Raw genomic sequence first — 26921 nt, forward strand, 5'->3', positions numbered from 1 at the left:
CCCTACCACTAGGTCACGAGGGGGGTGATCAGCCCTCGACCGTGATGCCCATGGAACGGGCGGTGCCAGCGATGATCTTGGACGCGGCGTCCAGGTCGTTGGCGTTCAGGTCGGGGAGCTTGACCGTGGCGATCTCGCGGACCTGGGCAGCCGTGAGCTTGGCGACCTTGGTCTTGTGCGGCTCGCCGGAGCCCTTGTCCACACCAGCGGCCTTGAGGATCAGCCTGGCGGCCGGCGGAGTCTTGGTGACGAAGGTGAAGGAACGGTCGTCGTAGACCGTGATCTCCACCGGCACGACCATGCCACGCTGCGACTCGGTCGCGGCGTTGTAGGCCTTGCAGAACTCCATGATGTTGACGCCGTGCTGGCCCAGTGCGGGGCCGACCGGCGGGGCCGGGTTGGCCGCACCAGCGTTGATCTGGAGCTTGATAAGCCCCGTGACCTTCTTCTTCTTGGGAGGCATTGCTCTCTCCGGGTCCTAGTGAGAGTGTTCAGCCCGCCATCCGGTCATCCGGATGCAGGCATACCGCACAACGATAACGGGTATAGACGCGCGGCCAAAAACCGAGCAGGTCAGAGCGGCTGCAAGAGCCACTCTGACCTGCTCGGAAACTTGTGAGATCAGTTCTTCTGGATCTGGTCGAAGCTGAGCTCGACCGGGGTCTCGCGACCGAAGATCTCGACGAGGCCCTTGACCTTCTTCGAGTCGGGGTTGATCTCGTTGATCGTCGCCTGGAGGGTGGCGAAGGGACCGTCGGTGACGGTGACCGAGTCGCCGACCTCGAAGTCCAGGACCTGGACCTCCAGCTTGCGGGCCGGAGCCGGCTTGCCCTCGGCCTCGGCGGCCTCGCGGGCGGCCTTCTCCTCGGCCTCCGGGGCGAGCATCTTGACGATCTCGTCCAGGGTCAGCGGGTACGGGTCGTAGGCGTTGCCCACGAAGCCGGTGACGCCGGGGGTGTTGCGGACGACGCCCCAGGACTCGTTCGTCAGGTCCATGCGGACGAGAACGTAGCCGGGAAGCTTGTTCTGCTTGACGTTCTTCCGCTCGCCGCCCTTGATCTGGACGATCTCTTCCTCGGGGACCTCGGCCTGGTAGATGAAGTCCTCGACGTTGAGCGAGACGGCACGCTGCTCGAGGTTCGCCTTGACGCGCTTCTCGTAGCCCGCGTAGGTGTGAATGACGTACCACTCGCCGGGCAGGGTGCGGAGCTCTTCGCGGAGCGCGGCGACCGGGTCGACCGGGGCGGCCGGCTCGGCCTCCTCGTCGGTCTCTTCCTCGGCGTCCTCGTCCTCGACGTCCTCGACCTCGTCGGCCACGACGGTCTCGTCCTCGTCGCCCTCGGCGACCTCGACGTCCTCGTCGGTCTCGGGCTCGTCCTGGTCCTCGTCCTCGACTTCGAGGGCGGCTTCCTCGGCGGCCTCGCCGGCAGCGTCGTCAGCAGCGTCGGCCTGGTCCTCGTCGGCGGCCTCGACGATGTCCAGCTCGTCCTCGACGGACTCGGACTCGAAGGCGTCGTTCAGGTTCGCGTCAGACACGGTGGCTGCTTCTTCCTGCGATACAGATGGGGTGGAACAAAAAGTCAGCCGAAGACGTACTTGACTGCTTCCTGGAAGCCATAGTCAATCACGGTGACAAGGCCGATCATGATGACGACGAAGACAATCACCACGGTGGTGTACGTCGACAGCTGGCTGCGCGTGGGCCAGACGACCTTGCGGAGCTCGGCGACGATCTGGCGGTAGAAGAGCGCGAGACGGCCGAGAGGGCCCTTCTTTCCGCGCTTGCCGCCCTTGCGGGACTTCTTCTTCGACTCGGAGGCGTCGTCATCGGCATCAGGCATGTCGATGGAGCCTACGGCGTCCGTCACGATCTCTCACCTGATTCCGGGTCGGCCGTGCCGCGCCCGGGTGGAGCCGCACGGCGGTGCAATGAAGTACGTACATGCGCACAACACCTGGCGGTGTGTGTAGCAGGGCCGGAGGGACTTGAACCCCCAACCGCCGGTTTTGGAGACCGGTGCTCTACCAATTGAGCTACGACCCTCTGCTGGTGTCCCTCAACGTACCGCATCGTGAGATGCGTTCGGTGCGGGCCAACGAGGAGTGAGCATACGTGGTCCGAGGGCCCCGCGTCGAACAGGAACCACGACGGACCTGCCGTCGGACGCGCGTACGACCGGGAATGACCGTTCCTGTCCGGTCCGTGAAACCTGAGTGCCGGGCCTTGAAGCGGTCTGGGACGATGGGCCGCATGAGCGCTGCTACCCCTCCCACCGAGCGTCGGGTCTCCGCCCGCATCGGTGCGATCTCCGAGTCCGCGACCCTCGCCGTCGACGCCAAGGCCAAGGCCCTCAAGGCCGCCGGGCGCCCGGTGATCGGTTTCGGCGCGGGTGAGCCCGACTTCCCGACCCCGGACTACATCGTCGACGCGGCCGTCGAGGCCTGCAAGAACCCGAAGTACCACCGCTACACGCCGGCCGGCGGTCTGCCGGAGCTCAAGGCCGCGATCGCCGCGAAGACGCTGCGCGACTCCGGCTACGAGGTCGACGCCTCCCAGATCCTCGTGACCAACGGCGGCAAGCAGGCGATCTACGAGGCCTTCGCCGCGATCCTCGACCCGGGCGACGAGGTCATCGTCCCGGCGCCGTACTGGACGACCTACCCCGAGTCGATCCGCCTCGCGGGCGGTGTCCCGGTGGACGTCGTCGCCGACGAGACCACCGGCTACCGGGTCTCGGTGGAGCAGCTCGAGGCGGCCCGTACGGAGCGGACCAAGGTCGTCCTCTTCGTCTCGCCCTCCAACCCGACCGGTGCGGTGTACTCCGAGGCCGACGCCGAGGCGATCGGCCGCTGGGCCGTCGAGCACGGCCTGTGGGTCCTCACCGACGAGATCTACGAGCACCTGGTCTACGGCGACGCGAAGTTCACCTCGCTGCCGACGCTCGTCCCCGAGCTGCGCGACAAGTGCATCGTGGTCAACGGTGTGGCGAAGACGTACGCGATGACGGGCTGGCGCGTCGGGTGGATCGTGGGCCCGAAGGACGTCGTGAAGGCCGCGACGAACCTGCAGTCGCACGCCACGTCCAACGTGAGCAACGTCGCGCAGGTCGCCGCGCTGGCCGCCGTCTCGGGCAACCTGGACGCCGTCGCGGAGATGCGCACCGCCTTCGACCGCCGCCGCCAGACGATCGTGCGGATGCTCAACGAGATCGAGGGCGTGTACTGCCCGACGCCGGAGGGCGCCTTCTACGCGTACCCCTCCGTGAAGGCACTGCTCGGCAAGGAGATCCGCGGCAAGCGCCCGCAGAGCTCGGTCGAGCTGGCGGCCCTGATCCTGGACGAGGCCGAGGTCGCGGTCGTCCCGGGCGAGGCCTTCGGCACGCCGGGCTACCTGCGTCTGTCGTACGCGCTGGGCGACGAGGACCTGGTGGAGGGCGTCTCCCGCATCCAGAAGCTGCTGGCCGAGGCCACCGACTGACCTCAGGTACCGATTTCGGGTACTGATCCCGGTCCACGCGGGCCCCTGGTTCTCCGGAACCGGGGGCCCGTTTCTGCGTTCTAGCGAGGTCCCGATCGGGGAAAGGGGCTGCGTTCGTCCATTCGGGTGCGGCAGGATCGGGCGATGGAGCACGTTCGCGATCTCACCCTGCTGCCCAAGGCCCATCTGCACCTGCACTTCACCGGTTCGATGCGGCCCACGACGCTCATCGAGCTGGCCGACAAATACGGCGTGCACCTCCCGGAGGCGTTGAGCAGCGGTACACCGCCGAAGCTACGGGCGACCGACGAGCGCGGCTGGTTCCGCTTCCAGCGGCTGTACGACATCGCCCGCTCCTGCCTGCGCTCCCCCGAGGACATCCGGCGGCTCGTGCGCGAGGCGGCCCAGGAGGACGTCCGGGACGGCTCGGGGTGGCTGGAGATCCAGGTCGACCCCACCTCGTACGCCCCTCATCTCGGCGGGCTCATCCCGGCCCTGGAGATCATCCTGGACGCGGTCGAGGCGGCCTCGCGGGAGACCGGGCTCGGGATGCGGGTGCTCGTCGCCGCGAACCGGATGAAGCACCCCCTGGAGGCACGGACGCTGGCCCGGCTCGCGGTGCGGTTCGCGGACCGGGGCGTGGTCGGCTTCGGGCTCTCCAACGACGAGCGGCGGGGCATGGCGCGGGACTTCGACCGCGCCTTCGCCATCGCGCGCGAGGGCGGTCTCCTCGCGGCCCCGCACGGCGGTGAGCTGACGGGTCCCGCGTCGGTACGGGACTGCCTGGACGATCTGCGGGCGTCGCGGGTCGGCCACGGGGTGCGGTCGGCGGAGGACCCGCGACTGCTGCGGAAGCTCGCGGAGCGCGGGGTGACCTGCGAGGTCTGCCCGTCGTCCAATGTGGCCCTCGGGGTGTACGAGAAGCACGAGGACGTACCGCTGCGCACCCTCTTCGAGGCGGGGGTGCCGATGGCGCTGGGCGCGGACGACCCGCTGCTCTTCGGCTCGCGGCTCGCGGCGCAGTACGAGCTCGCCCGCCGGCACCACGGGTTCACGGACGGGGAGCTGGCGGAGCTGGCCCGGCAGTCGGTGCGGGGCTCGGCGGCCCCGGTGGACGTCCGGGCGAAGCTGCTCGCGGGGATCGACGACTGGATCGCCGGCTGATCCCTCTCAACCGCCGCTCCGGCCGATTCCGGCCGTCAGGGTGCGCGCGATGCCCCGCGCGAAGTCGTCGAGGGAGTCCGGCGGCCGGCGGTCCGGGGTCATCTCCCAGACGAAGGCGCGCTGGACGCACGCCCCGAGGAGCAGGGCCGCGGCGGCCGCGGGATCGGCGTCGGCGGCGATGCGGCCGTGCCGCTGCTCGGCGCGCAGATAGGCGGTGAGGCCTTCGACGGGCATGTGGGGGCCCTTGCCGTAGGCGCGCATGGCCTCCTCGTGGCGCTGCTTGAGCTGCGGTTCCGCGTACAGGGAGGCGACGACGGGGAAGGTCTGCTCGTAGAAGAGGGCGGCCTGGCGGGCGATCTCGGTGAGGTTCTCCTCGACGGTGCGGCCGCCGGGGTCGGCGGCGAGGGTGCCGAGGAGGCCGCCGAGCCGGGGCAGCCGCTCGTCGAGGACGGCGAGGAAGAGTTCCTCCTTGCTGGTGAAGTACTTGTAGAGCGCGGCTTCCGAGCAGCCGGCGGCCTTGGCGATCTCCTTGGTCGTGGTGCGGGCGAGGCCCACGGTCCGCATGAGGTCGCGGGCGGCGTCGACGATCCGTACCCGGGTCGGCTTCTGTTCCATGCATCCTCCAGCCATGCTTGACGCGTGAGTGAGTATCCACCCACCCTGAGGGTGAGTGAACACTTACCCACCCCAGGAGGGTGCGACATGAAGCTCACCGTCTTCGGCGCGACCGGCGGCATCGGCCGGGAGATCGTCGGCCAGGCACTGGCCTCGGGCCACGAGGTGACCGCGGTGGTGAGAGACCCGGCACGGCTCACGGCGACCGGCGGACGGCTGACCGTCCTCCGCGCCGACCTGTCCGACCCGGAGACCCTGCGCGGGGCGCTCACCGGCCGGGACGCCGTGCTCTCGGGCCTCGGGGCGAGGACCCGCGCGGACGCGGGCGTCGCCGCCCGGCTGACCCGCTCGGTGCTCACGGCCATGGAGGCGGAGAAGGTGCGCCGCCTCCTGGTGGTCAGCGCGGCCCCGGTCGGCCCGGTCCCGGACCGTCAGGGCGTCCTGGACAAGGCCGTCCTCACGATCGTCAACGCGGTCCTCAAGGACGTCTACGCCGATCTGCGGGTCATGGAGTCGGACCTCGCCGCGAGCACCGCGGACTGGACCTCCGTACGCCCGCCCAAGCTGACGAACGGGCAGGTCACCGGCGACTACCGCGTGGTCGTCGGCGGCACCCCGTCCCGGGGCCGCTCGCTCGCCCGCGCGGACGTGGCCCACGCGATGCTGGCGCTGATCGACGACCCGGCGACGGTCAGGCAGGGCGTCGGCGTCGCGTACTGACGCCGGACGGGCGGCCGGACGGGCCGCCGGACTTCAGAGCGCGACACCCACCGTGACGGGTTCGTTGACGAGGGTGATCCCGAAGGCGGCGTGGACCCCGGCGACGACCTCACGGGCGAGCGCCAGCAGGTCCTCGGTGGTCGCCTCGCCCCGGTTGGTCAGGGCGAGCGTGTGCTTGGTGGAGATGCGCGCGGGTCCGGATCCGTACCCCTTGGTGAATCCGGCCCTGTCGATGAGCCAGGCGGCGGAGGTCTTCACCGCGCCGTCCTCGCCCGCGGGGAAGGCCGGCGGGGCGACGTCCGCGCCCAGCCGCCCGGCCACGCGCGCGAGGAAGCTCTCGTACTCCCCCGCCGTGAGGATCGGGTTGGTGAAGAAGGAGCCCGCGGACCAGGTGTCGTGGTCCTCCGGGTCCAGGACCATGCCCTTGCCGGCGCGCAGCCGCAGCACGGTCTCGCGGGCCCGGGCGAGCGGCACCCGGTCCCCCACCCCGACGCCGAGGGCGCGGGCGGTCTCGGCGTACTTGATCGGCGCGGACAGCCCGTCCGCGTCCTCCAGCTCGAAGCGGACCCGCAGCACCACGTACCGCTCGGGGTGGTCCTTGAAGAGGCTGTGGCGGTACGAGAAGGCGCACTCGGCGTTGGTGAGGGTGACGGTCTCGTCCGCGCGCCGGTCGTAGGCCACGACCTCGGTCACGGTGGCGGAGACGTCCTGCCCGTAGGCGCCGACGTTCTGGATCGGGGTCGCGCCGGCCGAGCCGGGGATGCCGGCCAGGCACTCGATACCGGCGAGCCCGGCCTCGACGGTCCGGGCGACGGCGTCGGTCCAGACCTCTCCGGCGGCGAGCTCCAGCTTCGTCCCGTCGAGGGCGAAGCCCTCGGTCGCGATGCGCAGCGCCGTGCCGTCGAAGCCCTTGTCCCCGATGACGAGGTTGGAACCGCCGCCGATGACCAGCAGCGGCGTCCCCGCGGCGTCGGCCTCGCGGACGGCGGCGACCACCTCGTCGTCGGTGGTGGCGGTGACCAGCCGGGTGGCGGGACCGCCGAGCCGGAAGGTGGTCAGGGGCGCGAGGGGGGCGTCGTGGAGAGGCTGCACGGGCTCAAGGGTACGGGCCCGTCGCTTCGGCGACGGGCCCGTGACGCTCGTGATGTCAGGCGAGGCGGACCACGGCCCGGGACATGCCCAGCACCTTCTGCCCGGCGCACATCGCGGTCAGGTCGACCCGCACCTGCCGGTCGTCCAGCTTGGCGGCGACCTTGGCGGCCACCTCGATCAGCGCGCCCCGGTCGTCGTTGGGGACGACGACGGGCTTGGTGAAGCGGACGCCGTACTCGACGACGGCGGCGGGGTCGCCGGCCCAGTCGGTCACGACGCGGATCGCCTCGGCCATGGTGAACATGCCGTGGGCGATGACGTCGGGGAGGCCGACCTCCACCGCGAACTTCTCGTTCCAGTGGATGGGGTTGAAGTCCCCGGAGGCGCCGGCGTACCGGACGAGCGTGGCGCGCGTCACGGGGAAGGTCTGCGCGGGCAGCTCGGTGCCGACCTCGACCTCGTCGTAGGTGATCTTGGCGGTCATGGTCAGGCCCCCTCGGGTGCGCGGGAGACGAGCTTGGTCCAGGCGGTGACGACGTGCTCGCCGGAGGCGTCGTGGACCTCGCCGCGGATGTCCAGGATGTCGTTTCCCGCCATCGACTTGATCGCCTCGATGGTGGAGGTGACCGAGAGCCGGTCCCCGGCGCGTACGGGCCGGGTGTAGGCGAACTTCTGGTCGCCGTGGACGACCCGGCTGTAGTCGAGACCCAGCTGCGGGTCCTCGATGACGGCGCCGGCCGCCTTGAATGTGATGGCGAACACAAAAGTGGGCGGGGCGATCACATCGGAATGTCCGAGCGCCTTGGCCGCCTCGATGTCGGTGTACGCGGGATTGGCGTCCCCGATCGCCTCGGCGAACTCGCGGATCTTCTCGCGGCCGACCTCATAGGGCGGGGTGGGCGGATAGGTCCGGCCCACGAAGGACTGGTCGAGCGCCATGGACTCGATACCTCCTGGATTTGTTGCCGACAAACGACACGAGGCCGCCCCCGGGTGGGGACGGCCTCGTGTACGAGCCTGGTTAGCGCGTCTCGCGGTGCGCCGTGTGCGAGTTGCAGCGAGGGCAGTGCTTCTTCATCTCAAGACGGTCCGGGTTGTTACGCCGGTTCTTCTTGGTGATGTAGTTCCGCTCCTTGCACTCCACGCAGGCCAGCGTGATCTTCGGGCGGACGTCGGTGGCAGCCACGTGAGTGCTCCTTGGACGGATGGGACGGATGAACGCATGAAAGAGTAGCCGATCGAAGGACCGACCCCACAATCGGCTACTGTGTGTAGCGGTGACCGGACTTGAACCGGTGACACAGCGATTATGAGCCGCTTGCTCTACCGACTGAGCTACACCGCTTTGATGATCCGGATCCCGTCCGAAGACGGGTCCTTCTCACCAGAGCCCCAATACGGAATCGAACCGTAGACCTTCTCCTTACCATGGAGACGCTCTACCGACTGAGCTATTGGGGCGAGCGAGGAAGACATTACACGGTCCCCCGCCCATCACCCAAATCCGTTTCCCGGCGCCCGCCCGACGGCCCTCACCAGGCGTCACGTACGCCACTCGTGGCCTCATCGGTACGACTATTGCGCTCCTCCTCGAAGGTCGGTCCGAGCGCCCCTAGGCTCGGCCCCCACGCTTCGTGATCTTGATTTGAGGAGCCTTGAGGAGCCCCCGATGTCAGCCGAAAGCAAGCAGCCCCAGCCGCCCGAGGACGGGGCCGCCACGGCCGACTCGACCTCGCTCCTGCTCTCCCACGCCCGGCTGACCGACGGGCGGAGCGTCGACGTGCGGCTCGTCGGCGGCCGGATCGAGGCGGTCGGCACGGCCGGCAGCCTCGCCGCCATGGGCGCGCGCGTGGACCTGGCCGGCTATCTGCTGCTCCCCGCCGCCGCCGAACCCCACGCGCACGCCGACACCGCGCTCTCCGCCGACTCCCCCGGGCCCGTCTCGTACGCCCCCGAGGACGTGCAGCGCCGTGCCACCGAGGCGGCGCTCCTCCAGCTCGGCCACGGCGCGACCGCGCAACGCGCGCACGTGCGGATCGGCGACGTGCACGCGCTCGGACCGCTCGAAGCCGTCCTCCAGGCCCGGCGCTCCCTGCGCGGCCTGGTGGACCTCACCACGGTCGCGGTGCCCCGGCTGCTCACCGGGGTGGCGGGCGCCGACGGGCTCGCGATGCTGCGGGACGCGGTGAAGATGGGCGCCGGAGTGGTCGGCGGCTGTCCGGATCTCGACCCCGACCCGGCCGGGTACGTGGAGGCCGTCCTGGAGGTCGCGGCCGAGCACGGAGTCCCGGTCGACCTGCACACCGACGGCGACGACCCGGCCCGGCTCGCCCGGCTCGCGGCGATGGCCGGCGGACTGCGGCCCGGTGTGACGATCGGACCCTGCGCCGGGCTCGGCCGGCTCCCCTCCGACGTGGCCCGGCGGACGGCGGACGGGCTCGCGGCGGCCGGAGTGACCGTGGCCTGTCTGCCGCAGGGCGGCTGCGGGGGCACGGAGCGGCGGGGCGCGGCCCCCGTGCGGCTGCTGCGGGCGGCCGGGGTCCGGGTCGCGGCGGGCAGCGGGGCGATGCGGGACGTGGCCAACCCGGTGGGGCGCGGGGATCCGCTGGAGGCGGCGTATCTGCTGGCCTCGCTCGGCGGGCTGCCGCCGGAGGAGGCGTACGCGGCGGTGAGCGCCGAGGCACGGGCCGCGATGGGGCTGCCGGAGGTGCGGGTGGAGGCCGGTTTCCCGGCGGAGCTGCTCGCGGTGCGCGGCGAGCGCCTGTCGGGCGTGCTGTCCCTGGCGTACAGCCGGATCGTGGTGCACCGGGGGCGGGTGGTGGCCCGGACGAGCGCGGTGCGCGAGTACTGCGACTCGGCGGCGGCGCTCGATCTGCCGCGCCAGGCACGCCCGGAACGGCCGCCCGAGCCGGGAAGCCCTCCGGCCGGTCCCGTCGTACGGTCGTGAGTATGCGCATCGTCATCGCTGGAGGACACGGACAGATCGCCCGCCGCCTGGAGAGGCTGCTCTCGGCGCACGGGCACGAGGTCGCGGGCATCATCCGCAGACCGGAACAGGCCGGAGACCTGCGGGACGCGGGGGCCGAGCCCGTGGTCCTGGACCTGGAGTCGGCGTCGGTCGAGATGGTCGCCGCCGTGCTCCAGGGCGCGGACGCGGCCGTCTTCGCCGCGGGCGCGGGGCCGGGCAGCGGGGCGGACCGCAAGGACACGGTGGACCGCGCGGCGGCGGTCCTGTTCGCCGACGCGGCCGAACGGGCCGGTGTACGCCGCTACATCGTCGTCTCGTCGATGGGCGCGGACGCGACCCACCCGGGCGACGAGATCTTCGACGCGTACCTCCGCGCCAAGGGAGCCGCCGACGACGCGGTCCGCTCCCGCACGACCCTGGACTGGACGATCCTGCGCCCCGGCTCGCTGACGGACGACGCGGGCACCGGGCTGGTCCGTCTGGAGGCCCGCACGGGCCGCGGGCCGGTCCCCCGGGACGACGTGGCCGCGACCCTCGCCGAGCTCCTGGACACCCCCGCGACGGCCGGCCTGACCCTGGAACTGGTCTCGGGCTCGACCCCGCTGTCGGTCGCGGTGAAGGACGTCGCCGGCAACTGACCGGCACCCCGGTCGCAGCCGCTCAAGGCGGGCCAGATTCCCGTCCACAGCCCGTCCAGACACGCTGGTGGAGAGGGTGATCGGGCGGTACAGGGCGAGACAGTCGAGCCCCGGTCACAGGTTTACACGCAAACGGCCCCTGATCGCGTTTCCGCAGATCAGGGGCCGTTCTTTTCACGTGGCGACGCCAGGATTCGAACCTGGGTAGGCTAAGCCGACGGATTTACAGTCCGCTCCCATTGGCCACTCGGGCACATCGCCATGAGATCGCTGCCGTGGAGCCGCTTTGCTGCGGTGTTCCGTGGCAACGACGTAAACAATACCTGATCCCGGGGGGTGCTTCGCCACCGGATTGATCAGCCGTTCGGGCCGTGGTGCACCCCCTAGGCTTTGGGGGTACCCCACCATCCGAGCAAGGAGCCACGAGTCATGGCCGACTCCAGTTTCGACATCGTGTCCAAGGTCGAGCGGCAGGAGGTCGACAACGCCCTCAACCAGGCCGTGAAGGAGATCTCGCAGCGCTACGACTTCAAGGGAACCAACGCCTCGATCGCGTGGTCGGGCGAGAAGATCCTCATGCAGGCGAACGGCGAGGAGCGCGTCCTGGCGATCCTCGACATCTTCCAGACCAAGCTGATCAAGCGCGGGATCTCGCTGAAGACGCTGGACGTCGAGGGTGACCCGCAGCTGTCCGGCAAGGAGTACAAGCTCTTCGCCTCGGTCACCGAGGGCATCTCCCAGGAGAACGCCAAGAAGGTCGCGAAGACCATCCGGGACGAGGGCCCCAAGGGCGTCAAGGCGCAGGTCCAGGGTGACGAGCTGCGGGTCAGCTCGAAGAGCCGGGACGACCTGCAGGCCGTGCAGACGCTGCTCAAGGGCAAGGACTTCGACTTCGCGATCCAGTTCGTGAACTACCGCTGACCTGTCGAGGCTCGTGTCCGAATACCGCCAGCCACTGGTTCGGCGGGCCCCGCACACTGGACGTGGAAGACCCGTGCGGGAGAGGAAACCAGCCATGACCGTGTACGCGTACGCCGACGGCCCCCTGGGCGAGATGCTGCTGGTCGGGCAGCTCGCCGAAGGGGGCCGTGCCGTGCTGCGCTCGCTGTCCCTGCCGGGGCAGAAGGGCGCCGTCGAGGTCGAGGACGGGTGGACCCGGGCGCCCGAGGCGTTCGGCGAGGTCGTCGAGCAGCTCGGTGAGTACTTCGAGGGGCGGCGGGACCGGTTCGACCTGCCCCTGGCCGCCGACGCCGGGACCGAGTTCCAGCGGCGCGTCTGGCGGGCCCTGGAGGACATCCCGTACGGCACGACCGTCTCCTACGGGGAGATCGCCCGGCGTGTCGGCTCCTCGGGCGCCGGGGTGCGGGCCGTGGGGACCGCCATCGGGCGCAATCCGCTGCTCGTGGTGCGGCCCTGTCACCGGGTGATCGGGGCCGACGGGTCCCTGCGCGGGTACGCCGCCGGGCTGGAGCGCAAGGAGCGGCTGCTCGGCCTGGAGGGGGCCCCGATGTGAGCGAGGGGCTGTTTCCCCGTGAGCGGGCCACGGTCGCGCCCGGCGCCGTGCATGTGCCCGGGTGGCTTCCGTTCGGGCGGCAGCGGGAGTTGGTGGACGTCTGCCGGGAGTGGGGACGCGGGCCGGTGCCGTACCGGAAGACCGTGCTGCCCGGCGGCGGTGTGATGTCGGTGCGGTCGCTGTGTCTCGGCCGGCAGTGGGTGCCGTACCGCTATCTCGACTCCTTCGGGGTGCCGTTGCCCGAGTGGCTCGTGGAGCTGGGCCAGGAGGCGCTCGTGGAGGCGTACGGGGACGAGGCGTACGGGGGCGACGGCGGGTTCACGCCCGACACCGCGCTGGTGAACTTCTACGCGCCGGGGGCGCGGATGGGGATGCACCAGGACCGTGAGGAGCGTTCGGGTGCGCCGGTGGTGTCGCTGAGCCTCGGGGACCGGTGTGTCTTCCGGTTCGGCAACGAGGAGGGCCGGGGGCGGCCGTACCAGGACGTCGAGCTGGCCTCAGGGGATCTCTTCGTGTTCGGCGGGGCGTCGCGGTGGGTACACCACGGGGTGCCCAAGGTCTGGCCGGGGACGGCCGATCCGGCGCTCGGGCTCACCGGGCGGCTCAACATCACCCTCCGCGAGACCGGGCTCCGGGACTCCCCCTAGGCTGCGGCGCATGAGTGCTGAGCTGCGGCGGTCCCTCGGTCTTCTCGACGCGGTCGTGATCGGGCTCGGTGCCATGGTCGGGGCCGGGATCTTCGTCGCGCTCGGGCCGGCCGCGGGGGCGGCCGGGTCCGGGGGCGGGCTGCTCGCGGGGCTCGGGATCGCCGCCGTGGTCGCGTACTGCAATGCGATGGCCTCGGCCCGGCTCGCGGCCCGCTACCCCAGCTCGGGCGGCACCTATGTGTACGGTCGCGAATGCCTGGGATCGTTCTGGGGGTATCTGGCCGGCTGGGCGTTCGTGGTGGGCAAGACGGCCTCGTGCGCGGCGATGGCGCTGACCGTCGGCGCGTATGTGTGGCCGGGGCACGCGCACGCGGTCGCGGTGGCCGCCGTGGTGGCCCTGACGGCCGTCAATTACCGGGGTGTCCAGAAGTCGGCACTGCTCACGCGGGTGATCGTGGGGTGCGTTCTCGCGGTTCTCGCCGCAGTCGTCGTGGTGACCCTGGAGGCCGGCGGGCGGTCCCCCCTCGCGCCGGGCGGGGAGCTCACTCCCGGTGGGGTTCTCCAGGCTTCGGGTTTGCTCTTCTTCGCATTCGCGGGGTACGCGCGGATCGCCACGCTCGGCGAGGAGGTCCGCGACCCGGCCCGGACGATCCCCCGGGCCGTGCCGACGGCGCTCGGGATCACGCTTGTCGTCTACGGGCTCGTGGCGGTGGGCGTCCTCGGTGTCCTCGGCGCCGAAGCCCTCGCCGACTCCCCCGCCCCGCTGACGGACGCGGTCCGCGCGGCGGGCGCCGACGGGCTGGTGCCGGTGGTCGTGGTGGGGGCGGCCGTCGCGGCGCTCGGCTCGCTGCTCTCGCTGATCCTCGGGGTGTCCCGTACGACCCTGGCGATGGCGAGGGACGCCTATCTGCCGACCGCGCTGGCGGTCGTGCACCCCCGGTTCCAGGTGCCGCACCGGGCGGAGCTCGCGGTGGGCGCGGTGGTGGCCGTCGTGGCGGCGACCGTGGACGTGCGGGGCGCGATCGGCTTCTCGTCCTTCGGCGTGCTCGTCTACTACGGGATCGCGAACGCCGCCGCCTGGACTCTGGGCCCCGCCCGCCGGCCGCTCGCCGCGCTCGGGCTCGCCGGGTGCGCGGTGCTGGCCTTCTCGCTGCCGCTCGGGTCCGTCCTCGCGGGGTCGGGGGTCGTCGCGGCGGGCGTGGTGGCGTGGGCGGTCAGTCGAGGACGAGCCGTACCCCCGCGTCCGTGAGCCCCTCGACGAACTCCTGGAACGTCGCGGGGCGGCGCCCGCTCCACGGCTGGACTCCCAGGCAGGCGCGGGCCACGTCCGCGTGGTGCCAGACGAGGGTGATGCCCGCGAGCAGCTCGCCCACCGCCCCGGGCGCCCCGACGGTGAGGCCGCGGCCGGGGCCGTGCACGGCCTCTCCCAGGGCGCAGAGGAAGGAGTCCTCGTCGACGACATCGGTTCCGTCGAGGTGGTACGTGGCGTCCGGGTCGATCTCCGGGGCGCCGTACGACCGGCGGGCGGCCTGGTTCAGCCACTCGCCGCGCGCCGCTCCGGTGAGCCGCCGCCAGCTGCCCGGTTCGGTGGGCCGGCCGCGGTGCCACAGGTCCCAGACCTCCCGCGACTGGCGCGGGATCAGGCCCGCGCGGGGGAAGGCCACGGTGAGGTCGAGGAGCCCGCGGTGGCGGGCGGAGGTGTCCCACCCGGTGACGCGACCCGCCTCGGCCTCGTGGTGGACGCTCCCCACGTGGTCGAGGACCTGGTAGCGGACGGCCTCGAACTCCTCCTCGCCGGCCGCCAGGGCGTCGCGGAGCCCGCCGCGCGGGGAGCAGCCGAGGAAGGTGACCTCGGTGTGGGTCCGCTCCGGCGGTTCCGGGGACGGGACGGGGACCAGGTTTCCGCAGGGGTGGGCGTCGTCGCCCGCGTACGACCGGCGGAGGCCGCCCGAGGACTCGACGGTGACGACGTCACCGCGCGCGCCGGTGACCCGGGCGCCCTCGACGTACCAGGCGTGGCCGTCGGGCGTCCGGACGTGGAGCGTGCCGAGTGGGGCCGAGCCCTCGACGACGGCCTGGGTGACGGCTCTGGCCAGCTCGCCGCGGGGTTCGCAGCCGCGGAGTTCGTGGACGGTGCGCGGCGGCGGGACGGGCTCTCCGTAGAGGCCGTCCACGTCCTTGCAGAGGGCTACCGCGTACAGGCCGGAGACGAGTGCGTACCTCGGGTTCTGCACCGGGTTCCTCAGCCGCTCCGGTAGCCGTACGACGCCTGGTCCGTGGGGACGATCTCCTTGCCGAGGGGCAGCAGCGAGATCGGGATCATCTTGAAGTTCGCGATGCCCAGCGGGATGCCGATGATCGTGATGCAGAGCGCGATGCCGGTGGTGATGTGGCCGAGGGCGAGCCACCAGCCGGCGAGGATCAGCCACAGGACGTTGCCCACGCAGGAGGGCGCGCCCGCGTCGCGGCGGTCCACGACCGTGTACCCGAAGGGCCACAGGGCGTAGATCCCGATGCGGAAGGCGGCGAGTCCGAAGGGGATGCCGATGATCGTGATGCAGAGCAGGACGCCCGCGAGCATGTAGCCCAGGAACATCCAGAATCCGCAGAGCACCAGCCATATGACGTTCAGGATCGTTTTCACGGGCGTCGACCTGCCATCTGTTCGAGCCGGGCGATCCGCTCGGCCATCGGCGGGTGGGTGGAGAACATCTTGGAGAGGCCCTTTCCGGGACGGAACGGGTTCGCGATCATCATGTGGCTCGCGGTCTCGATCCGGGGCTCGGGGGGCAGCGGCAGCTGCTTGGTGCCCGCCTCCAGCTTCCGCAGGGCGCCGGCCAGGGCGAGCGGGTCGCCGGTGAGCTGGGCTCCGGAGGCGTCGGCCTCGTACTCGCGGGAGCGGGAGATGGCCAGCTGGATGACCGAGGCGGCGATCGGGCCGAGGATGAGGACCAGGAGGTATCCGAGGATGCCCGGGCCGTCGTCGTCGCTGGAGCGGCCGACGGGGATGAGCCAGGCGAAGTTCACCAGGAACATGATCACGGAGGCGAGTGCTCCGGCGACCGAGGAGATCAGGATGTCCCGGTTGTAGACATGGCTCAGCTCGTGGCCGATGACTCCGCGGAGCTCCCGCTCGTCGAGGATCGCGAGGATGCCCTCGGTGCAGCAGACGGCGGCGTTGCGCGGGTTGCGGCCGGTCGCGAAGGCGTTGGGCGCCTGGGTCGGCGAGATGTAGAGCCGGGGCATGGGCTGGCGCGCCTGGGTGGAGAGCTCCCGCACCATTCTGTAGAGCGCGGGTGCCTCGAACTCGCTGACCGGGCGGGCGCGCATGGCCCGCAGTGCCAGCTTGTCGCTGTTCCAGTACGCGTACGCGTTGGTGCCGATCGCCACGAACAGCGCGACGATCAGTCCCGTACGACCGAAGAAGCTGCCGATGACGATGATGAGGGCGGAGAGCCCTCCGAGGAGTGCGGCAGTCCTCAGCCCGTTGTGCCGGCGGTGCACGGTACGCCCTCCAAGTGGTGCGGCAGGGGAACCCTTTACGTCGTGGTCGTCCGCCCCCGGTCTTCTTCCGGGAGGGACCTCCAGGTCCAGTGGACCCTTCCGTACTGGTCAACGCCAGGCGGGAGGTTCGGGTTCCCCCGGCCGCACCGGGGCCGCCGCGGGCGGGGTGTGGGCCGTTCGGGTGATCAGCGGGGCGTCGGGACGCCGAACTTCTCCAGGGTGACGGCCACGGGCTCGACCTCGCTGGTGCAGTGGGCGCAGCGGGAGGCGATGGCCGGGATCTCGGTGAAGCAGCGGGGGCAGTCGCGCTTCTCGGCCTTGGGGTCGGCCGCCTCCTCCTTCGCGAACTTCGCCTGGACCTTCGCCAGCGGGGCGACGATCAGGAAGTACAGGACCGCGGCGGTGATGACGAAGGCTATGGCGGCGGAGATCGCGAGGCCGTAGGGGAAGACGGTCTTGCCGACGTGGAACTGCGCGTCGTTGAAATTGCCGACGGTGCCGGTGGCGAGCCCGATGAGGGGGGTGATGAAGGCCTTGCTGAAGCCGGTGACGACCGCCGTGAACGCCGTTCCGACGGCCAGACCGATGGCCATCGAGATGACGTTCCCGCGAAGTATGAAGTCCTTGAATCCGTTCAGCACGGGGTGATGCTCCTCGGTATTGCTCATGGGGGGTCAGAACAGGCTGGTCGCCGCGAAACGAAGGGCGAACTGCGGGTAGCCCGACAGCACGACTCCGGCGACGGCGGTCAGCGCGATCGCCGCGGTGATCGACGCGGGGACCGTGTGGGGGACGGGAGCCTCTGCCGGTGCCCCCTCCGCCGCGCCTTCCGGCGCGCGGAACAGCAGTGCCGTCCAGCGGAGGTAGTAGTACAGCGCGATCACGACGTTGACGGCCATGATCACGGCCAGCCAGCCGAGGCCCGCGTCGACGGCCGCCGAGAAGACGGTCACCTTGGCGAAGAGGCCGATGATACCCGGGGGCAGACCGGCCAGATTCAGGAGGAAGAACCCGAGCGCCAGGGCCGCGGCGGGGCTGGCCGCGTACAGACCGCGATAGTCCGCGATCCGGTTCCCGGGGTGTCTGCGGGCGACCAGGGCGACGACCGCGAAGGCGCCGAGGTTCACCACCGCGTACATCAGGGCGTACGCGACGGTGGCGCCGATCTGGTCGTCGCTGGAGTACGCGGCGGCCGCGATCGGCACCAGCAGATAGCCCGCCTGGGCGACGGACGACCAGGCGAGCAGCCGGACCGCGCTCCACGCGCGCGTGGAGACCTGGCGGAGGGCGGCGACGTTGCCGGCGGTCATGGTGAGCGCGGCAAGGGCGGCGAGCGCCGGGCCCCACACGTCCGCGTACGAGGGGAAGGCGACGACCGTCACCAGGATGAGCCCGGTGAAGCCGACGGCCTTGCCGACCACCGAGAGGTAGGCGGCGACGGGCAGCGGGGCGCCGACGTAGGTGTCGGGGACCCAGAAGTGGAAGGGGACGGCGGCCGTCTTGAAGGCGAAGCCGACGAGGGTGAGGGCCACGCCCGCCTCGGCGAGCGTCTGGAGCTGGCCGGGCACGTCGTCGAGGCGCTGGGCGAGCTCCGTGAGGTGGAGCGTGCCGGTCGCCGCGTACACGAAGCTGACGCCGAGCAGGGTGACGGCGGTCGCGGTCACCGAGGACAGGAAGAACTTGAGCGCCGCCTCGCCGGACCTGCGGTCGCCGCGCTTGAGGCCGACGAGCGCGAAGGCGGGCAGCGAGGCCACTTCGAGGGCGACGACGAGGGTCGCGAGGTCGCGGGAGGCGGGCAGCAGGGCGGCGCCCGCGGCCGAGGAGAGCAGCAGGAACCAGAACTCGCCCGCCGGGAGCCTCTCCCTGGTCTCGGTCAGCGACAGCAGCGCCGTCAGGAGCGCGCCGCCGAGGACGAGCAGCTGGATGACGAGGGTGAAGTGGTCGGCCGTGTAGCTGCAGGCGCTGACCTGGGTGTCCGCCGTGAGGCAGAAGGTGGAGCGGTCACCGGCCCGCAGGGGGACGAGGAGGGCGAGGGCGGCGACGAGGCCGGCGATCGCGGTCCAGCCGAGGAGCCGCTTGCGCTCCTCGGGGACGAACAGGTCGGCGACGAGCACGACGAGGGCGACCACGGCCGTCAGGGTCGGCGGCGCGATCGTGAGCCAGTCGACGGACTGGACGAGCGACTCGCTGGCGATGGGCGTCACTGGGTGCCTCCGGCGAGGAGCTTCTGGACGGCCGGGTCGGTGAGGCCGAGGAGGACCGCGGGCCAGAGTCCGGCGAGGACGGTGAGGGCGACGAGCGGGGTCCAGGCGGCGAACTCGTACCCCTGGACGTCGGCGATCGGGGTCTCCCCCGCGGGCCGCGGGCCGCCCATGCAGACGCGGCGGACGACGAGGAGGAGGTACGCGGCGGTGAGGAGGGTGCCGAAGGCGCCGATCGCCATGAAGGTGAGGAACGCGGGCCTGCTGAGGCCCTCGGCGGGCTCGAAGGCGCCGAACAGGGCGAGCATCTCGCCCCAGAAGCCGGCCAGACCGGGCAGTCCGAGGGAGGCGACGGCGGCGAAGGCGAGGAGGCCGCCGAGGCGGGGGGCGCGGCCGTAGAGGGCGGCGCCGGTGGCGCCCGCGAGGGTGTCGAGGTCGGCGGTGCCGTACCGGTCCTTGACCGCGCCGACCAGGAAGAAGAGCAGGCCGGTGACGAGGCCGTGGGCGACGTTGGCGAAGAGGGCGCCGTTGACCCCGGTGGGGGTCATGGTGGCGATGCCGAGGAGGACGAAGCCCATGTGGCCGACGGAGGAGTACGCGATGAGGCGCTTGAGGTCGCCCTTGTTCCCGGGCCGCACGAGGGCGAGGCAGGCGAGCGATCCGTAGATGATCCCGGCGACGGCGAAGGCCGCGAGGTACGGGGCGAAGGTCCGCATGCCGTCGGGGGCGATCGGCAGCAGGATGCGGACGAACCCGTACGTGCCCATCTTGAGCAGCACGCCGGCGAGGAGGACCGAGCCGACCGTCGGGGCGGCGGTGTGGGCGTCCGGGAGCCAGCTGTGCAGCGGCCACATCGGGGTCTTCACCGCGAGCCCGATCCCGATCGCGAGAACGGCGATGACCTGCACGGACGTGGTCAGTCCCCGGCCGTTGTCGGTGGCCAGCGCCACCATGTCGAACGTGCCCGCCTTCAGACCGATGAGGAGCAGGCCGAGCAGCATGACGACGGAGCCGAGCAGCGTGTAGAGGATGAACTTCCAGGCGGCGGCCTGCCTGCCCTCGCCGCCCCAGCGGGCGATGAGGAAGTACATCGGGATGAGGACCATCTCGAAGGCCAGGAAGAACAGGATCAGGTCGAGGACGGCGAAGGTGGCGAGGGTGCCGGACTCCAGGACGAGGAGAAGCGCCACGAAGGCCTTGGGGGACGGGCCCGCGGGCATCTTGAAGTAGCTGTACAGCGCGCACAGGAAGCTGAGGAGCGCGGTCAGGACCAGGAGGGGGAGCGAGATGCCGTCGACACCGAGGTGGATCCGCACGTCCAGTGCCCTGATCCAGCTGATGTCCGTCGTGGCCTGCATCCTCGACGGCCGGTCGTGGTCGAAGCCGAGCGCGAGGACGAGCGCGGCCAGCAGGATCACGCCCGTGACGACGACGCCGTGGCGGAGCACGGCCTGGTCCGGGGACTTCCCCTTCAGCCCCGGCGGGGCCGGCAGGAGAGCGGCGGCCGCGCCGAGGAGCGGTCCGGCGACGATCGACGCCAGAAGGAACTGCATCACGGATTCGCTGATATCGATCACGGGTCACGCTCCGGCGGCGGCGTTGGCGAGGGCGACGGCGACGATCGCCAGGACGACGGAGCCGGCGAGCAGGGCGCTGAGGTAGGTCTGCACGTTGCCGGTCTGGGCGCGGCGGACGAGCCAGCCGAGCCCCTTGGCCGAGTTGCCCGCGGCCTGGACATAGGTGTCGACGACCTCGCGGTCCAGGAAGCGGACCAGGGAGGCGGCGGCGAGGACGGGGCGGACGAACGCCGCCCGGTAGACGGCGTCCAGGTGGAAGCCGTCGGCGGCGGGGCCGTGGAGCGGGCCGAGGAGGGCGCGACCGGGGTCGGCCGGGTCCCCCGCGGGGTGCGGCAGGTGCAGCGCCTCGGCCTCGACCAGGCCCGCGTCGGCATCGGGGTGGGCGACGTGCGGGGCGGGTGCCTGGGCGGCGGCGGTCACCGGGGTCCTGGCGGCGAGGGCTCGCCAGACCGCGTAGGTGATCACGCCTCCGGCCGCGGCGAGGCCCGTGCCGAGGACGGCCGTGGTCAGGGTCGGGGTGAGGGCGTTCCCGTCGAACCAGTCGTCGACGTACGTCACGGTCAGACCGAAGCCCAGGGAGGGGATCGCGAGCACCCACAGGACGCTCGTCATCGCGATCGGCTGACGGCCGTGGTCGGGGGCCTCGGCGCCCCGGCCCCGGAAGGTCCGCAGCCACAGGCGGAGCGCGTACGCGGCGGTCAGCAGGGCGGTCAGCAGGGCGGCGACGAGGACGGTCCAGCCCGCCCCGGCGGGGGCGACGGTCCGCTCCCCGAGCGCGGTGTGCTCGGCGGCCACGAGGACGGCTTCCTTGGAGAAGAAGCCGGCGAAGGGCGGGATCGCGGCGAGCGCGAGGAGGGCGACGGTCATCGTCCAGTACGCGTCGGGGATGCGCTTCGCGAGGCCGCTCATGCGGGACATGGCGGTCAGCGAGTTCGTTCCGGCGGCGTGGATGACCGTGCCGGCGGCGAGGAAGAGCAGCGCCTTGAAGGCGCCGTGCGAGACGAGGTGGAAGACGGCGGCCCCGCGGTCGCCGACGGCGAGGGCTCCGGCCATGTAGCCGAGCTGGCCGATCGTCGAGTAGGCGAGGACCCGCTTGATGTCGTCCTGGGCGAGCGCGGCGAGCGCCGAGCCGACCATCGTGATCGCGGCCATCACGGCGAGCACCGTCATCGCGGCGGCGGACGCGGCGAAGACGGGCAGCAGCCGGGCCGTGAAGTAGATACCGGCGGCGACCATCGTCGCCGCGTGGATGAGCGCGGAGACGGGGGTGGGGCCGGCCATGGCGTCCGGGAGCCAGGTGTGCAGCGGGAACTGCGCCGACTTGCCCGCCACACCGGCGAGCAGCAGCAGCGCGATCAGGGTGGGGTGGTCGAGGCCGCCGCTCGCGACGGCGCCGAGGACTCCGGTGATCCGGAAGGTGCCCGCGTCGGCGGCGAGCGCGAAGAGACCGATGAGGAAGGGGACGTCACCGAGCTTGGTGACGAGGAAGGCCTTCAGGGAGGCGGCCCGCGCCTCCGGGGTCTCCCAGTAGTGGCCGACGAGGAAGTACGAGCAGATGCCCATGATCTCCCAGCCGACCAGGAGCACCATCAGGTCGCCGGAGTAGACGACGAGCAGCATCGCGGAGGTGAAGAGGGAGACGAGCGCGGCGTACGAGGGGTAGCGCGGGTCCTCGCGGAGGTAGCCGGTCGAGTAGATCTGCACACAGGTGGCGACGACGCCGACCAGGACGGCGACGAGCGCGGCGAAGCCGTCGATGTGCAGGGCCAGGTCGATGGGGACCGAGCCGGTGGGGGTGAGCTCGGTGGCGGCGTCGATCGCCTTCCCGCCGCCCTGGCGGACGGCCACGACCACGGCGAGGGCGGCCGCGGCGAGCGTCGGCAGCACGGCGAGCGGGCGGACGTAGCCGGGCGCGGTGCGGCCGAGCAGGAGTCCGGCGACGGAGCCGAGGAAGGGAAGGAGGGGGACGAGGACGGCGAGGGTCGTGGTGGTCACGCGGTGGCCTCGGCCTTCTCGCCGGTGGGCGTCTCGTCTGCGGCGGGGCCGTCGTCGTCGTTGTCGGGGGAACCGGGGTGCTCCGCGGTGTCGCGGAGGCGGTCGATGTCCGCGGTGCCCTTGTTGCGGTGGACCATCAGGACGATCGCGAGGCCGATGCCGATCTCCGCGGCGGCGATGGCGATGGTGAAGAGGGTGAGGGCCTGGCCCGCGTGGAGGGTGTCGCGGAGCCAGACGTCGAAGGCGACCAGGTTGAGGTTGACGGCGTTGAGCATCAGCTCGACGGACATCAGGACCAGGATCGCGTTGCGGCGGGCGAGGACGCCGTACACGCCGACGGCGAAGAGGAGGGCGGCGAGGACGGCCGGATAGGCGAGATGCATCAGCGCTCCTCCTCCTTCTTCTTACGGGAGAGCACGATGGCGCCGACCAGGGCGGCCAGGAGGAGGACGGACAGCGCCTCGAAGGGCAGCACCCAGTGCCGGAAGAGGCTCTCGCCGGTCACCTCGGTGGACCCCTGCACCGCGCCGTCCAGGTCGATCCATGTCGTACGGAAGGCGTCGACGACGACCCAGACGAGGGCGGCCGCGGCGGCCAGGGCGACCGCGACGGCGACCGGCTTGTTGCGGGAGTCGGCGTCCGGGGAGCGGCCGATGGGCGCCTTGGTGAGCATGAGCCCGAAGAGAAGGAGGACCACGACCGAGCCGACGTAGATCAGGACCTGGACCCAGGCGATGAACTCGGCCGTCAGGAGCAGGTACTCGACGGCGAGACCGCCGAGCGCCACGACCAGCCAGAGCGCGGCGTGGACCAGCTGGCGGGTGGTGACCGTGACGAGGGCGGCTCCGAGGGTCATGAGACCGACGAGGAGGAAGGCGATCTCGACGCCGGTCGGCGAGAGGAAGCCGTGTCCCTGTGCCGCCTGCGCCGCCTGTGCCGCTTGAGTTGTGTGTGCTGCCAGGATCACTGCTGTTCCCCCTCGGCGGCCTGCGCCCGGGCCTCGGCGGCGGCCGCCGCTTCGGCCGCTGCCGCGGCGGCGGCCTTCTCCGCCGCCTTGCGGGCCGCCGCGATCTCCTTCGGTTCCTCGGCGTGCGGGTCGAGCGCGGGCGGTTCGGGAACCGTCCACATCCACTCGCGGAGCTTGTCCCGCTCGTGGGTCAGCTCGTGGATGTCGGTCTCCGCGTACTCGAACTCGGGCGACCAGAACAGCGCGTCGAACGGGCACACCTCGATGCAGATGCCGCAGTACATGCAGAGCGAGAAGTCGATGGCGAACCGGTCGAGGACGTTCCGGCTGCGGTCGCGGCCACCGGGCGTCGCCGCCGGCACCGTCTCCTTGTGGGAGTCGATGTAGATGCACCAGTCGGGGCACTCACGGGCGCAGAGCATGCAGACCGTGCAGTTCTCCTCGAACAGCCCGATGACCCCGCGCGTGCGGGGCGGCAGCTCGGGCTGGACGTCCGGGTACTGCGCGGTGACGGTCTTCCTCGTCATCGTGCGGAGGGTGACGGCGAGGCCCTTGGCGAGGCCGGAGCCGGGGAAGGGACGGGGCCGCCCGGAGGGCGTCGTCGAGGGGTGGTGGTCGGGCGACGGGCGGGACATTACTGGATCGCCACCTTCACGATGCCGGTGAGCGCGATCTGCGCGAGCGCGAGCGGGACGAGGGTCGTCCAGGCGAGTTTCTGGAGCTGGTCCTCACGAAGACGCGGGTAGCTCACCCGGAGCCAGATGACGACGAACGCGAGGACGGCGGTCTTCAGGAGGGTCCAGACCCAGCCGAGACCGTCCGCGCCGAAGGGGCCGTGCCAGCCGCCGAGGAACAGGACGGTGGTGAGACCGCACAGGACGACGATTCCGGCGTACTCGGCCAGCAGGAAGAGCGCGAAACGGAGGCCGGTGTACTCGGTGTACGCGCCGAAGATGATCTCCGAGTCGGCGACCGGCATGTCGAACGGCGGCCGCTGGAGCTCCGCGAGACCCGCCACGAAGAAGACGAGCGCGCCGGCGATCTGCCAGGGCACCCACCACCACTCGAAGGCGTTCAGGATGCCGGGGAGGGAGACCGTGCCGGCGGCCATCGCGACGGAGGCGGCGGCGAGGAGCATCGGGAGTTCGTACGCGAGGAGCTGGGCGGCGGTACGGAGACCGCCGAGCAGCGAGAACTTGTTCGCGGACGCCCAGCCGGCCATGAGACTGCCGAGGACGCCGACGCCCATGACGGCCAGCACGAAGAAGATGCCGGCGTCGATGACCTGGCCGACGGCCCCCTCGCTGGGCCCGATGGGGATCGCAACCAGCACGAGGAGATACGGGAGGAGGGCGACGGCCGGTGCGAGCTGGAAGACCCGCCGGTCGGCGTCCTTGGGGACCACGTCCTCCTTCTGCGCGAACTTCACGCCGTCGGCGACGAGCTGCGCCCAGCCGTGGAACCCGCCGGCGTACATGGGGCCGAGACGGCCCTGCATATGGGCCATGACCTTGTGCTCGGTCTGTCCGACGACGAGCGGCAGGACGAGGAAGACGGCGAAGACGACGAGCAGCCGGAGGGCGACGTCGAGTACGTCGTTCACGCGGGATCGCCTCCGGCGGGGGTGGTGGGGTCGGCGCCGTCCCCCTGCGGGGTGGCGGGCGGGGTCGTGGGGCCGGTGTCGGCGTCGGCGTCCGCTTGAGGGGCGGCGCGGTCGGCGTCCGCTTGAGGGGCGGCGGGGTCGGCTTCGGCGGCGGGACCCGGCTCCTGGCCTGCGGGCTCGGGCTCGGGCTCGGGCTCGGGCTGCGGCGCCGTTTCCGGGGCCTTCGGTCCGGTGCCGGGTTCGTCGAAGGCCGGGCGGGCGTGGTGCCAGGGGGCGTCCGAGCCGCGTGTGCGCGGGGGCGTGGCCTCCGTGCGCGGCGCGGGGCCGTCCGGGGCCGCCTGGCTCGCCGAGCCGTCGGCGGCCGAGCGAGAACGGCGCGGCGGGCGGGCCGCGGGTGCGGTGGGCTCCCCCTCGGCCTCGGTGCCCGGTTCCGGGACCGCCTGGCTCGTCGAGCCGTCCGAGGCCGAGCGGGTGCGGCGCGGCGGGCGGGTCGTGGTCTCGGGCGCGGTGCCCGGCTCTGCCGCCGGGGATTCCGACCGGGTCGCCGAGCCCTCCGTCACCGAGCGGGCCCGGCGGACCGGGCGGTCGCCGGCCGCCGCGCGGGCGGGGCGGGCGGGGGCCGGGGGGAGCTGGCCCTTCAGGGGGCCCCACTCGTTGGGGTCCGGGACGCCCGGGGGCAGCATCTGGCGGCGCTTCGGGCCGCCGCCGTCGTGGGACTCGCCCGGTTCCTTCGCTCCCGGCCACGCCTTGGCGACCCGGGCGGCGAGGACGAAGTCCTTGCGCAGCGGGTGGCCCTCGAAGTTCTCGGGAAGGAGGAGCGGCACCAGGTTCGGGTGGCCCGTGAAGACCACGCCGAACATCTCGTGGGTCTCCCGCTCGTGCCAGCCCGCGCCCGCGTACACCCCGAGGGCCGTGGGGAGGACGGGCTCGGTGTGCGGGACCGTCGTACGGACGAGGAGGCGGCGCGGGCGGCCTTCCGTCAGGGCCACCACGTGCGCGCAGACACGGAAGCCCGTGCCGGGCTCGTCGACGGCGCTCAGCCAGTCGAAGTAGGTGCACCCCAGCGTGTCGCGGGCCGTTTCGAGGGCCGTGATCCAGGAGGCCGGCGGGACGTCGACGGTCAGCAGGTCGTACGCCTGCTCCGCCGTCGCCTCCTCGCCGAAGATCTCCGTCACGGCCCCGGGGAGCGAGTCGTAGGCGGTCATGCCGTGCCTCCCGGCGGGGCCACCAGGGGGCTCGTGAGCTGGGAGACCGACGCGGTGGTCGCGTACCGCTCCGCCAGGCTCTCCCGCGCGATCTTCTCCTGGAGCTTGAGGATGCCCTGGAGCAGTGCTTCGGGGCGCGGGGGGCAGCCCGGCACGTACACGTCGACGGGGATGATCTGGTCGACGCCCTTGGTGACCGAGTACGAGTCCCAGTAGGGGCCGCCGCAGTTGGAGCAGGCGCCGAAGGAGATGACGTACTTCGGCTCCGGCATCTGCTCGTAGAGCCGCTTCACGGCCGGGGCCATCTTGTCCGTGACCGTGCCCGAGACGATCATCAGGTCGGCCTGGCGCGGGCCCGGCGCGAACGGGATGACACCGAGCCGGATGAAGTCGTGCCGGGCCATCGACGCGGCGATGAACTCGATCGCGCAGCACGCGAGCCCGAAGTTGAAGACCCACAGGCTGTAGCGGCGGCCCCAGTTCAGGACCACCTTCATCGGCTCGGGGGCCAGGCGGGCCAGCAGCCCCAGCTTCGGAGCGGGCAGAGGGGTCGGCAGATCGGTCGGCCGGGCAGTCGACCGGTCCGCGGGCCGGGGTGTTACGTCCATGCCAGGACGCCCTTCTTGTACGCGTAGAGCAGCCCCACGGCCAGGAAGCCGAGGAAGACGAACATCTCGACCAGGGTCGCGGCGCCGTAGCCGGGCGCGGCGAAGACCGTCGCCCAGGGGAAGAGGAAGATCGAGTCGACGGCGAAGACGACGTAGAGGAAGGCGTACACGTAGTAGCGGACCTGGGTGTGCGCCCAGCCCTCCCCCACGGGGTCGACACCGCACTCGTAGGTGAGGAGTTTCTCGGGCGTCGGCACGACGGGCCTCAGCAGCCGGCCCGCGCCGAACGCCACGGCGACGAAGAGCACGCCGACGACGGCGAGCAGGCCGACGACGGAGTACGTCTGGAAGTAGTCCGCCGCGTCGGCCGCGACAACGGTCGGTTCCCGCACGTCCGCCCCTCGGTCTCGGTGTCTCATGAGTCAC

Annotated in this window: 31 protein-coding genes and 4 tRNA genes; 9 read left to right on the forward strand and 26 right to left on the reverse strand. The window is 71.6% G+C overall.

Translation table 11 applies throughout. The annotated features are described in order from the left end of the window. Positions 1-28: 28 nt before the first annotated feature. From rplK to ACH4MY_RS24715, 4 genes are all read right to left on the reverse strand, one after another. A complete protein-coding gene (rplK, locus tag ACH4MY_RS24700) occupies positions 29-463 on the reverse strand; it encodes a 50S ribosomal protein L11 (protein WP_266895354.1) in 435 nt (144 codons plus the stop codon). 158 nt (positions 464-621) lie between these two features. Next, positions 622-1536 carry a transcription termination/antitermination protein NusG gene (nusG, locus tag ACH4MY_RS24705; RefSeq protein WP_398005885.1) on the reverse strand — a complete coding sequence of 305 codons (915 nt, stop codon included), beginning with the start codon at positions 1534-1536 and terminating at the stop codon, positions 622-624. A gap of 44 nt (positions 1537-1580) precedes the next feature. Further along, complete coding sequence (secE, locus tag ACH4MY_RS24710; protein ID WP_398005886.1) at positions 1581-1868, reverse strand: preprotein translocase subunit SecE; 288 nt, start codon at positions 1866-1868, stop codon at positions 1581-1583. Between the two features lie 103 nt (positions 1869-1971). Continuing rightward, a tRNA-Trp gene (locus tag ACH4MY_RS24715) sits at positions 1972-2044 on the reverse strand. A 207-nt stretch (positions 2045-2251) separates the two neighbouring features. Here ACH4MY_RS24715 and ACH4MY_RS24720 point away from each other — a divergent pair. Further along, the gene (locus tag ACH4MY_RS24720) at positions 2252-3478 is read left to right on the forward strand and encodes a pyridoxal phosphate-dependent aminotransferase (RefSeq protein ID WP_398005887.1); all 1227 of its coding nucleotides are present in this window, start codon (positions 2252-2254) and stop codon (positions 3476-3478) included. Between the two features lie 144 nt (positions 3479-3622). Beyond that, on the forward strand, positions 3623-4642 hold the full coding sequence (locus tag ACH4MY_RS24725; RefSeq protein ID WP_398005888.1) for an adenosine deaminase: 1020 nt from the start codon (positions 3623-3625) through the stop codon (positions 4640-4642). A gap of 6 nt (positions 4643-4648) precedes the next feature. Here the strand turns inward: ACH4MY_RS24725 and ACH4MY_RS24730 are convergent, their stop codons facing one another. After that, the gene (locus tag ACH4MY_RS24730; protein WP_398005889.1) at positions 4649-5257 is read right to left on the reverse strand and encodes a TetR/AcrR family transcriptional regulator; all 609 of its coding nucleotides are present in this window, start codon (positions 5255-5257) and stop codon (positions 4649-4651) included. An 87-nt stretch (positions 5258-5344) separates the two neighbouring features. Between ACH4MY_RS24730 and ACH4MY_RS24735 the strand changes: the two genes are divergently transcribed. Next, positions 5345-5977: an NAD(P)-dependent oxidoreductase gene (locus ACH4MY_RS24735; RefSeq protein ID WP_398005890.1), complete on the forward strand. Its 633-nt coding sequence runs from the start codon at positions 5345-5347 to the stop codon at positions 5975-5977. Between the two features lie 33 nt (positions 5978-6010). Here the strand turns inward: ACH4MY_RS24735 and ACH4MY_RS24740 are convergent, their stop codons facing one another. From ACH4MY_RS24740 to ACH4MY_RS24765, 6 genes are all read right to left on the reverse strand, one after another. Then, positions 6011-7123, reverse strand: coding sequence for a UDP-N-acetylmuramate dehydrogenase (locus tag ACH4MY_RS24740; protein ID WP_398006085.1), 1113 nt, complete (start codon positions 7121-7123; stop codon positions 6011-6013). Position 7124: 1 nt separating this feature from the next. Further along, the gene (locus ACH4MY_RS24745) at positions 7125-7553 is read right to left on the reverse strand and encodes a MaoC family dehydratase (protein WP_398005891.1); all 429 of its coding nucleotides are present in this window, start codon (positions 7551-7553) and stop codon (positions 7125-7127) included. Between the two features lie 2 nt (positions 7554-7555). Next, the gene (locus tag ACH4MY_RS24750) at positions 7556-8008 is read right to left on the reverse strand and encodes a MaoC family dehydratase N-terminal domain-containing protein (protein WP_351901891.1); all 453 of its coding nucleotides are present in this window, start codon (positions 8006-8008) and stop codon (positions 7556-7558) included. An 82-nt stretch (positions 8009-8090) separates the two neighbouring features. After that, complete coding sequence (rpmG, locus tag ACH4MY_RS24755) at positions 8091-8255, reverse strand: 50S ribosomal protein L33 (protein WP_003956487.1); 165 nt, start codon at positions 8253-8255, stop codon at positions 8091-8093. A gap of 86 nt (positions 8256-8341) precedes the next feature. After that, positions 8342-8414: transfer RNA gene (locus ACH4MY_RS24760), tRNA-Met, on the reverse strand. A gap of 43 nt (positions 8415-8457) precedes the next feature. Further along, positions 8458-8530: transfer RNA gene (locus tag ACH4MY_RS24765), tRNA-Thr, on the reverse strand. Between the two features lie 208 nt (positions 8531-8738). Between ACH4MY_RS24765 and ACH4MY_RS24770 the strand changes: the two genes are divergently transcribed. Further along, entirely contained in the window at positions 8739-10016 is a 1278-nt protein-coding gene (locus ACH4MY_RS24770; protein WP_398005892.1) for an amidohydrolase family protein, read from the forward strand. Between the two features lie 2 nt (positions 10017-10018). Then, positions 10019-10675, forward strand: a complete 657-nt coding sequence (locus ACH4MY_RS24775; RefSeq protein ID WP_398005893.1) for an SDR family oxidoreductase — start codon at positions 10019-10021, stop codon at positions 10673-10675. Positions 10676-10854: 179 nt separating this feature from the next. Here the strand turns inward: ACH4MY_RS24775 and ACH4MY_RS24780 are convergent. Then, positions 10855-10936 (reverse strand) — tRNA-Tyr (locus ACH4MY_RS24780). A gap of 168 nt (positions 10937-11104) precedes the next feature. Here ACH4MY_RS24780 and ACH4MY_RS24785 point away from each other — a divergent pair. The 4 genes from ACH4MY_RS24785 (at position 11105) to ACH4MY_RS24800 (ending at position 14084) form a co-directional block, all read left to right on the forward strand. Beyond that, positions 11105-11596 carry a YajQ family cyclic di-GMP-binding protein gene (locus tag ACH4MY_RS24785; protein WP_398005894.1) on the forward strand — a complete coding sequence of 164 codons (492 nt, stop codon included), beginning with the start codon at positions 11105-11107 and terminating at the stop codon, positions 11594-11596. Positions 11597-11690: 94 nt separating this feature from the next. Further along, complete coding sequence (locus tag ACH4MY_RS24790; protein ID WP_398005895.1) at positions 11691-12188, forward strand: methylated-DNA--[protein]-cysteine S-methyltransferase; 498 nt, start codon at positions 11691-11693, stop codon at positions 12186-12188. Then, a complete protein-coding gene (locus ACH4MY_RS24795; RefSeq protein WP_398005896.1) occupies positions 12185-12835 on the forward strand; it encodes an alpha-ketoglutarate-dependent dioxygenase AlkB family protein in 651 nt (216 codons plus the stop codon). The genes ACH4MY_RS24790 and ACH4MY_RS24795 overlap by 4 nt, the downstream gene beginning before the upstream one ends. Positions 12836-12845: 10 nt before the next feature. Then, positions 12846-14084, forward strand: a complete 1239-nt coding sequence (locus ACH4MY_RS24800) for an APC family permease (protein WP_398005897.1) — start codon at positions 12846-12848, stop codon at positions 14082-14084. Here the strand turns inward: ACH4MY_RS24800 and ACH4MY_RS24805 are convergent. The 14 genes from ACH4MY_RS24805 to ACH4MY_RS24870 form a co-directional block, all read right to left on the reverse strand. Beyond that, positions 14050-15069, reverse strand: a complete 1020-nt coding sequence (locus tag ACH4MY_RS24805; RefSeq protein ID WP_398005898.1) for a hypothetical protein — start codon at positions 15067-15069, stop codon at positions 14050-14052. The two genes, ACH4MY_RS24800 and ACH4MY_RS24805, sit on opposite strands and share 35 nt — an antisense overlap. An 8-nt stretch (positions 15070-15077) precedes the next feature. After that, a complete protein-coding gene (locus tag ACH4MY_RS24810) occupies positions 15078-15479 on the reverse strand; it encodes a YccF domain-containing protein (RefSeq protein ID WP_398005899.1) in 402 nt (133 codons plus the stop codon). Beyond that, a complete protein-coding gene (gene htpX, locus ACH4MY_RS24815; protein ID WP_398005900.1) occupies positions 15476-16339 on the reverse strand; it encodes a zinc metalloprotease HtpX in 864 nt (287 codons plus the stop codon). Before htpX ends, ACH4MY_RS24810 begins: the two co-directional genes overlap by 4 nt. Positions 16340-16524: 185 nt before the next feature. Further along, positions 16525-16980 (reverse strand): large conductance mechanosensitive channel protein MscL, encoded by a 456-nt coding sequence (mscL, locus tag ACH4MY_RS24820; protein WP_398005901.1) that lies wholly within the window; start codon positions 16978-16980, stop codon positions 16525-16527. 33 nt (positions 16981-17013) lie between these two features. Then, positions 17014-18543: an NADH-quinone oxidoreductase subunit N gene (locus ACH4MY_RS24825; RefSeq protein WP_398005902.1), complete on the reverse strand. Its 1530-nt coding sequence runs from the start codon at positions 18541-18543 to the stop codon at positions 17014-17016. Then, the gene (locus ACH4MY_RS24830) at positions 18540-20093 is read right to left on the reverse strand and encodes a NuoM family protein (protein ID WP_398006086.1); all 1554 of its coding nucleotides are present in this window, start codon (positions 20091-20093) and stop codon (positions 18540-18542) included. The genes ACH4MY_RS24825 and ACH4MY_RS24830 overlap by 4 nt, the downstream gene beginning before the upstream one ends. A 27-nt stretch (positions 20094-20120) precedes the next feature. Next, positions 20121-22112 (reverse strand): NADH-quinone oxidoreductase subunit L, encoded by a 1992-nt coding sequence (locus ACH4MY_RS24835; protein WP_398005903.1) that lies wholly within the window; start codon positions 22110-22112, stop codon positions 20121-20123. Then, positions 22109-22495: an NADH-quinone oxidoreductase subunit NuoK gene (nuoK, locus tag ACH4MY_RS24840; RefSeq protein WP_398005904.1), complete on the reverse strand. Its 387-nt coding sequence runs from the start codon at positions 22493-22495 to the stop codon at positions 22109-22111. The genes ACH4MY_RS24835 and nuoK overlap by 4 nt, the downstream gene beginning before the upstream one ends. Continuing rightward, on the reverse strand, positions 22495-23079 hold the full coding sequence (locus ACH4MY_RS24845; protein ID WP_398005905.1) for an NADH-quinone oxidoreductase subunit J: 585 nt from the start codon (positions 23077-23079) through the stop codon (positions 22495-22497). The genes nuoK and ACH4MY_RS24845 overlap by 1 nt, the downstream gene beginning before the upstream one ends. Continuing rightward, the gene (locus ACH4MY_RS24850) at positions 23076-23714 is read right to left on the reverse strand and encodes a NuoI/complex I 23 kDa subunit family protein (RefSeq protein ID WP_398005906.1); all 639 of its coding nucleotides are present in this window, start codon (positions 23712-23714) and stop codon (positions 23076-23078) included. Before ACH4MY_RS24850 ends, ACH4MY_RS24845 begins: the two co-directional genes overlap by 4 nt. Next, on the reverse strand, positions 23714-24682 hold the full coding sequence (locus tag ACH4MY_RS24855) for an NADH-quinone oxidoreductase subunit H (protein WP_398005907.1): 969 nt from the start codon (positions 24680-24682) through the stop codon (positions 23714-23716). Before ACH4MY_RS24855 ends, ACH4MY_RS24850 begins: the two co-directional genes overlap by 1 nt. Next, entirely contained in the window at positions 24679-25887 is a 1209-nt protein-coding gene (locus ACH4MY_RS24860) for an NADH-quinone oxidoreductase subunit C (RefSeq protein ID WP_398005908.1), read from the reverse strand. The genes ACH4MY_RS24855 and ACH4MY_RS24860 overlap by 4 nt, the downstream gene beginning before the upstream one ends. Then, the gene (locus ACH4MY_RS24865; protein ID WP_398005909.1) at positions 25884-26495 is read right to left on the reverse strand and encodes an NADH-quinone oxidoreductase subunit B; all 612 of its coding nucleotides are present in this window, start codon (positions 26493-26495) and stop codon (positions 25884-25886) included. The genes ACH4MY_RS24860 and ACH4MY_RS24865 overlap by 4 nt, the downstream gene beginning before the upstream one ends. Next, entirely contained in the window at positions 26486-26914 is a 429-nt protein-coding gene (locus tag ACH4MY_RS24870) for an NADH-quinone oxidoreductase subunit A (protein ID WP_398005910.1), read from the reverse strand. Before ACH4MY_RS24870 ends, ACH4MY_RS24865 begins: the two co-directional genes overlap by 10 nt. Between the last annotated feature and the right edge of the window lie 7 nt (positions 26915-26921).

Source organism: Streptomyces sp. NPDC017246, from assembly GCF_044331325.1.
GTDB lineage: Bacteria > Actinomycetota > Actinomycetes > Streptomycetales > Streptomycetaceae > Streptomyces.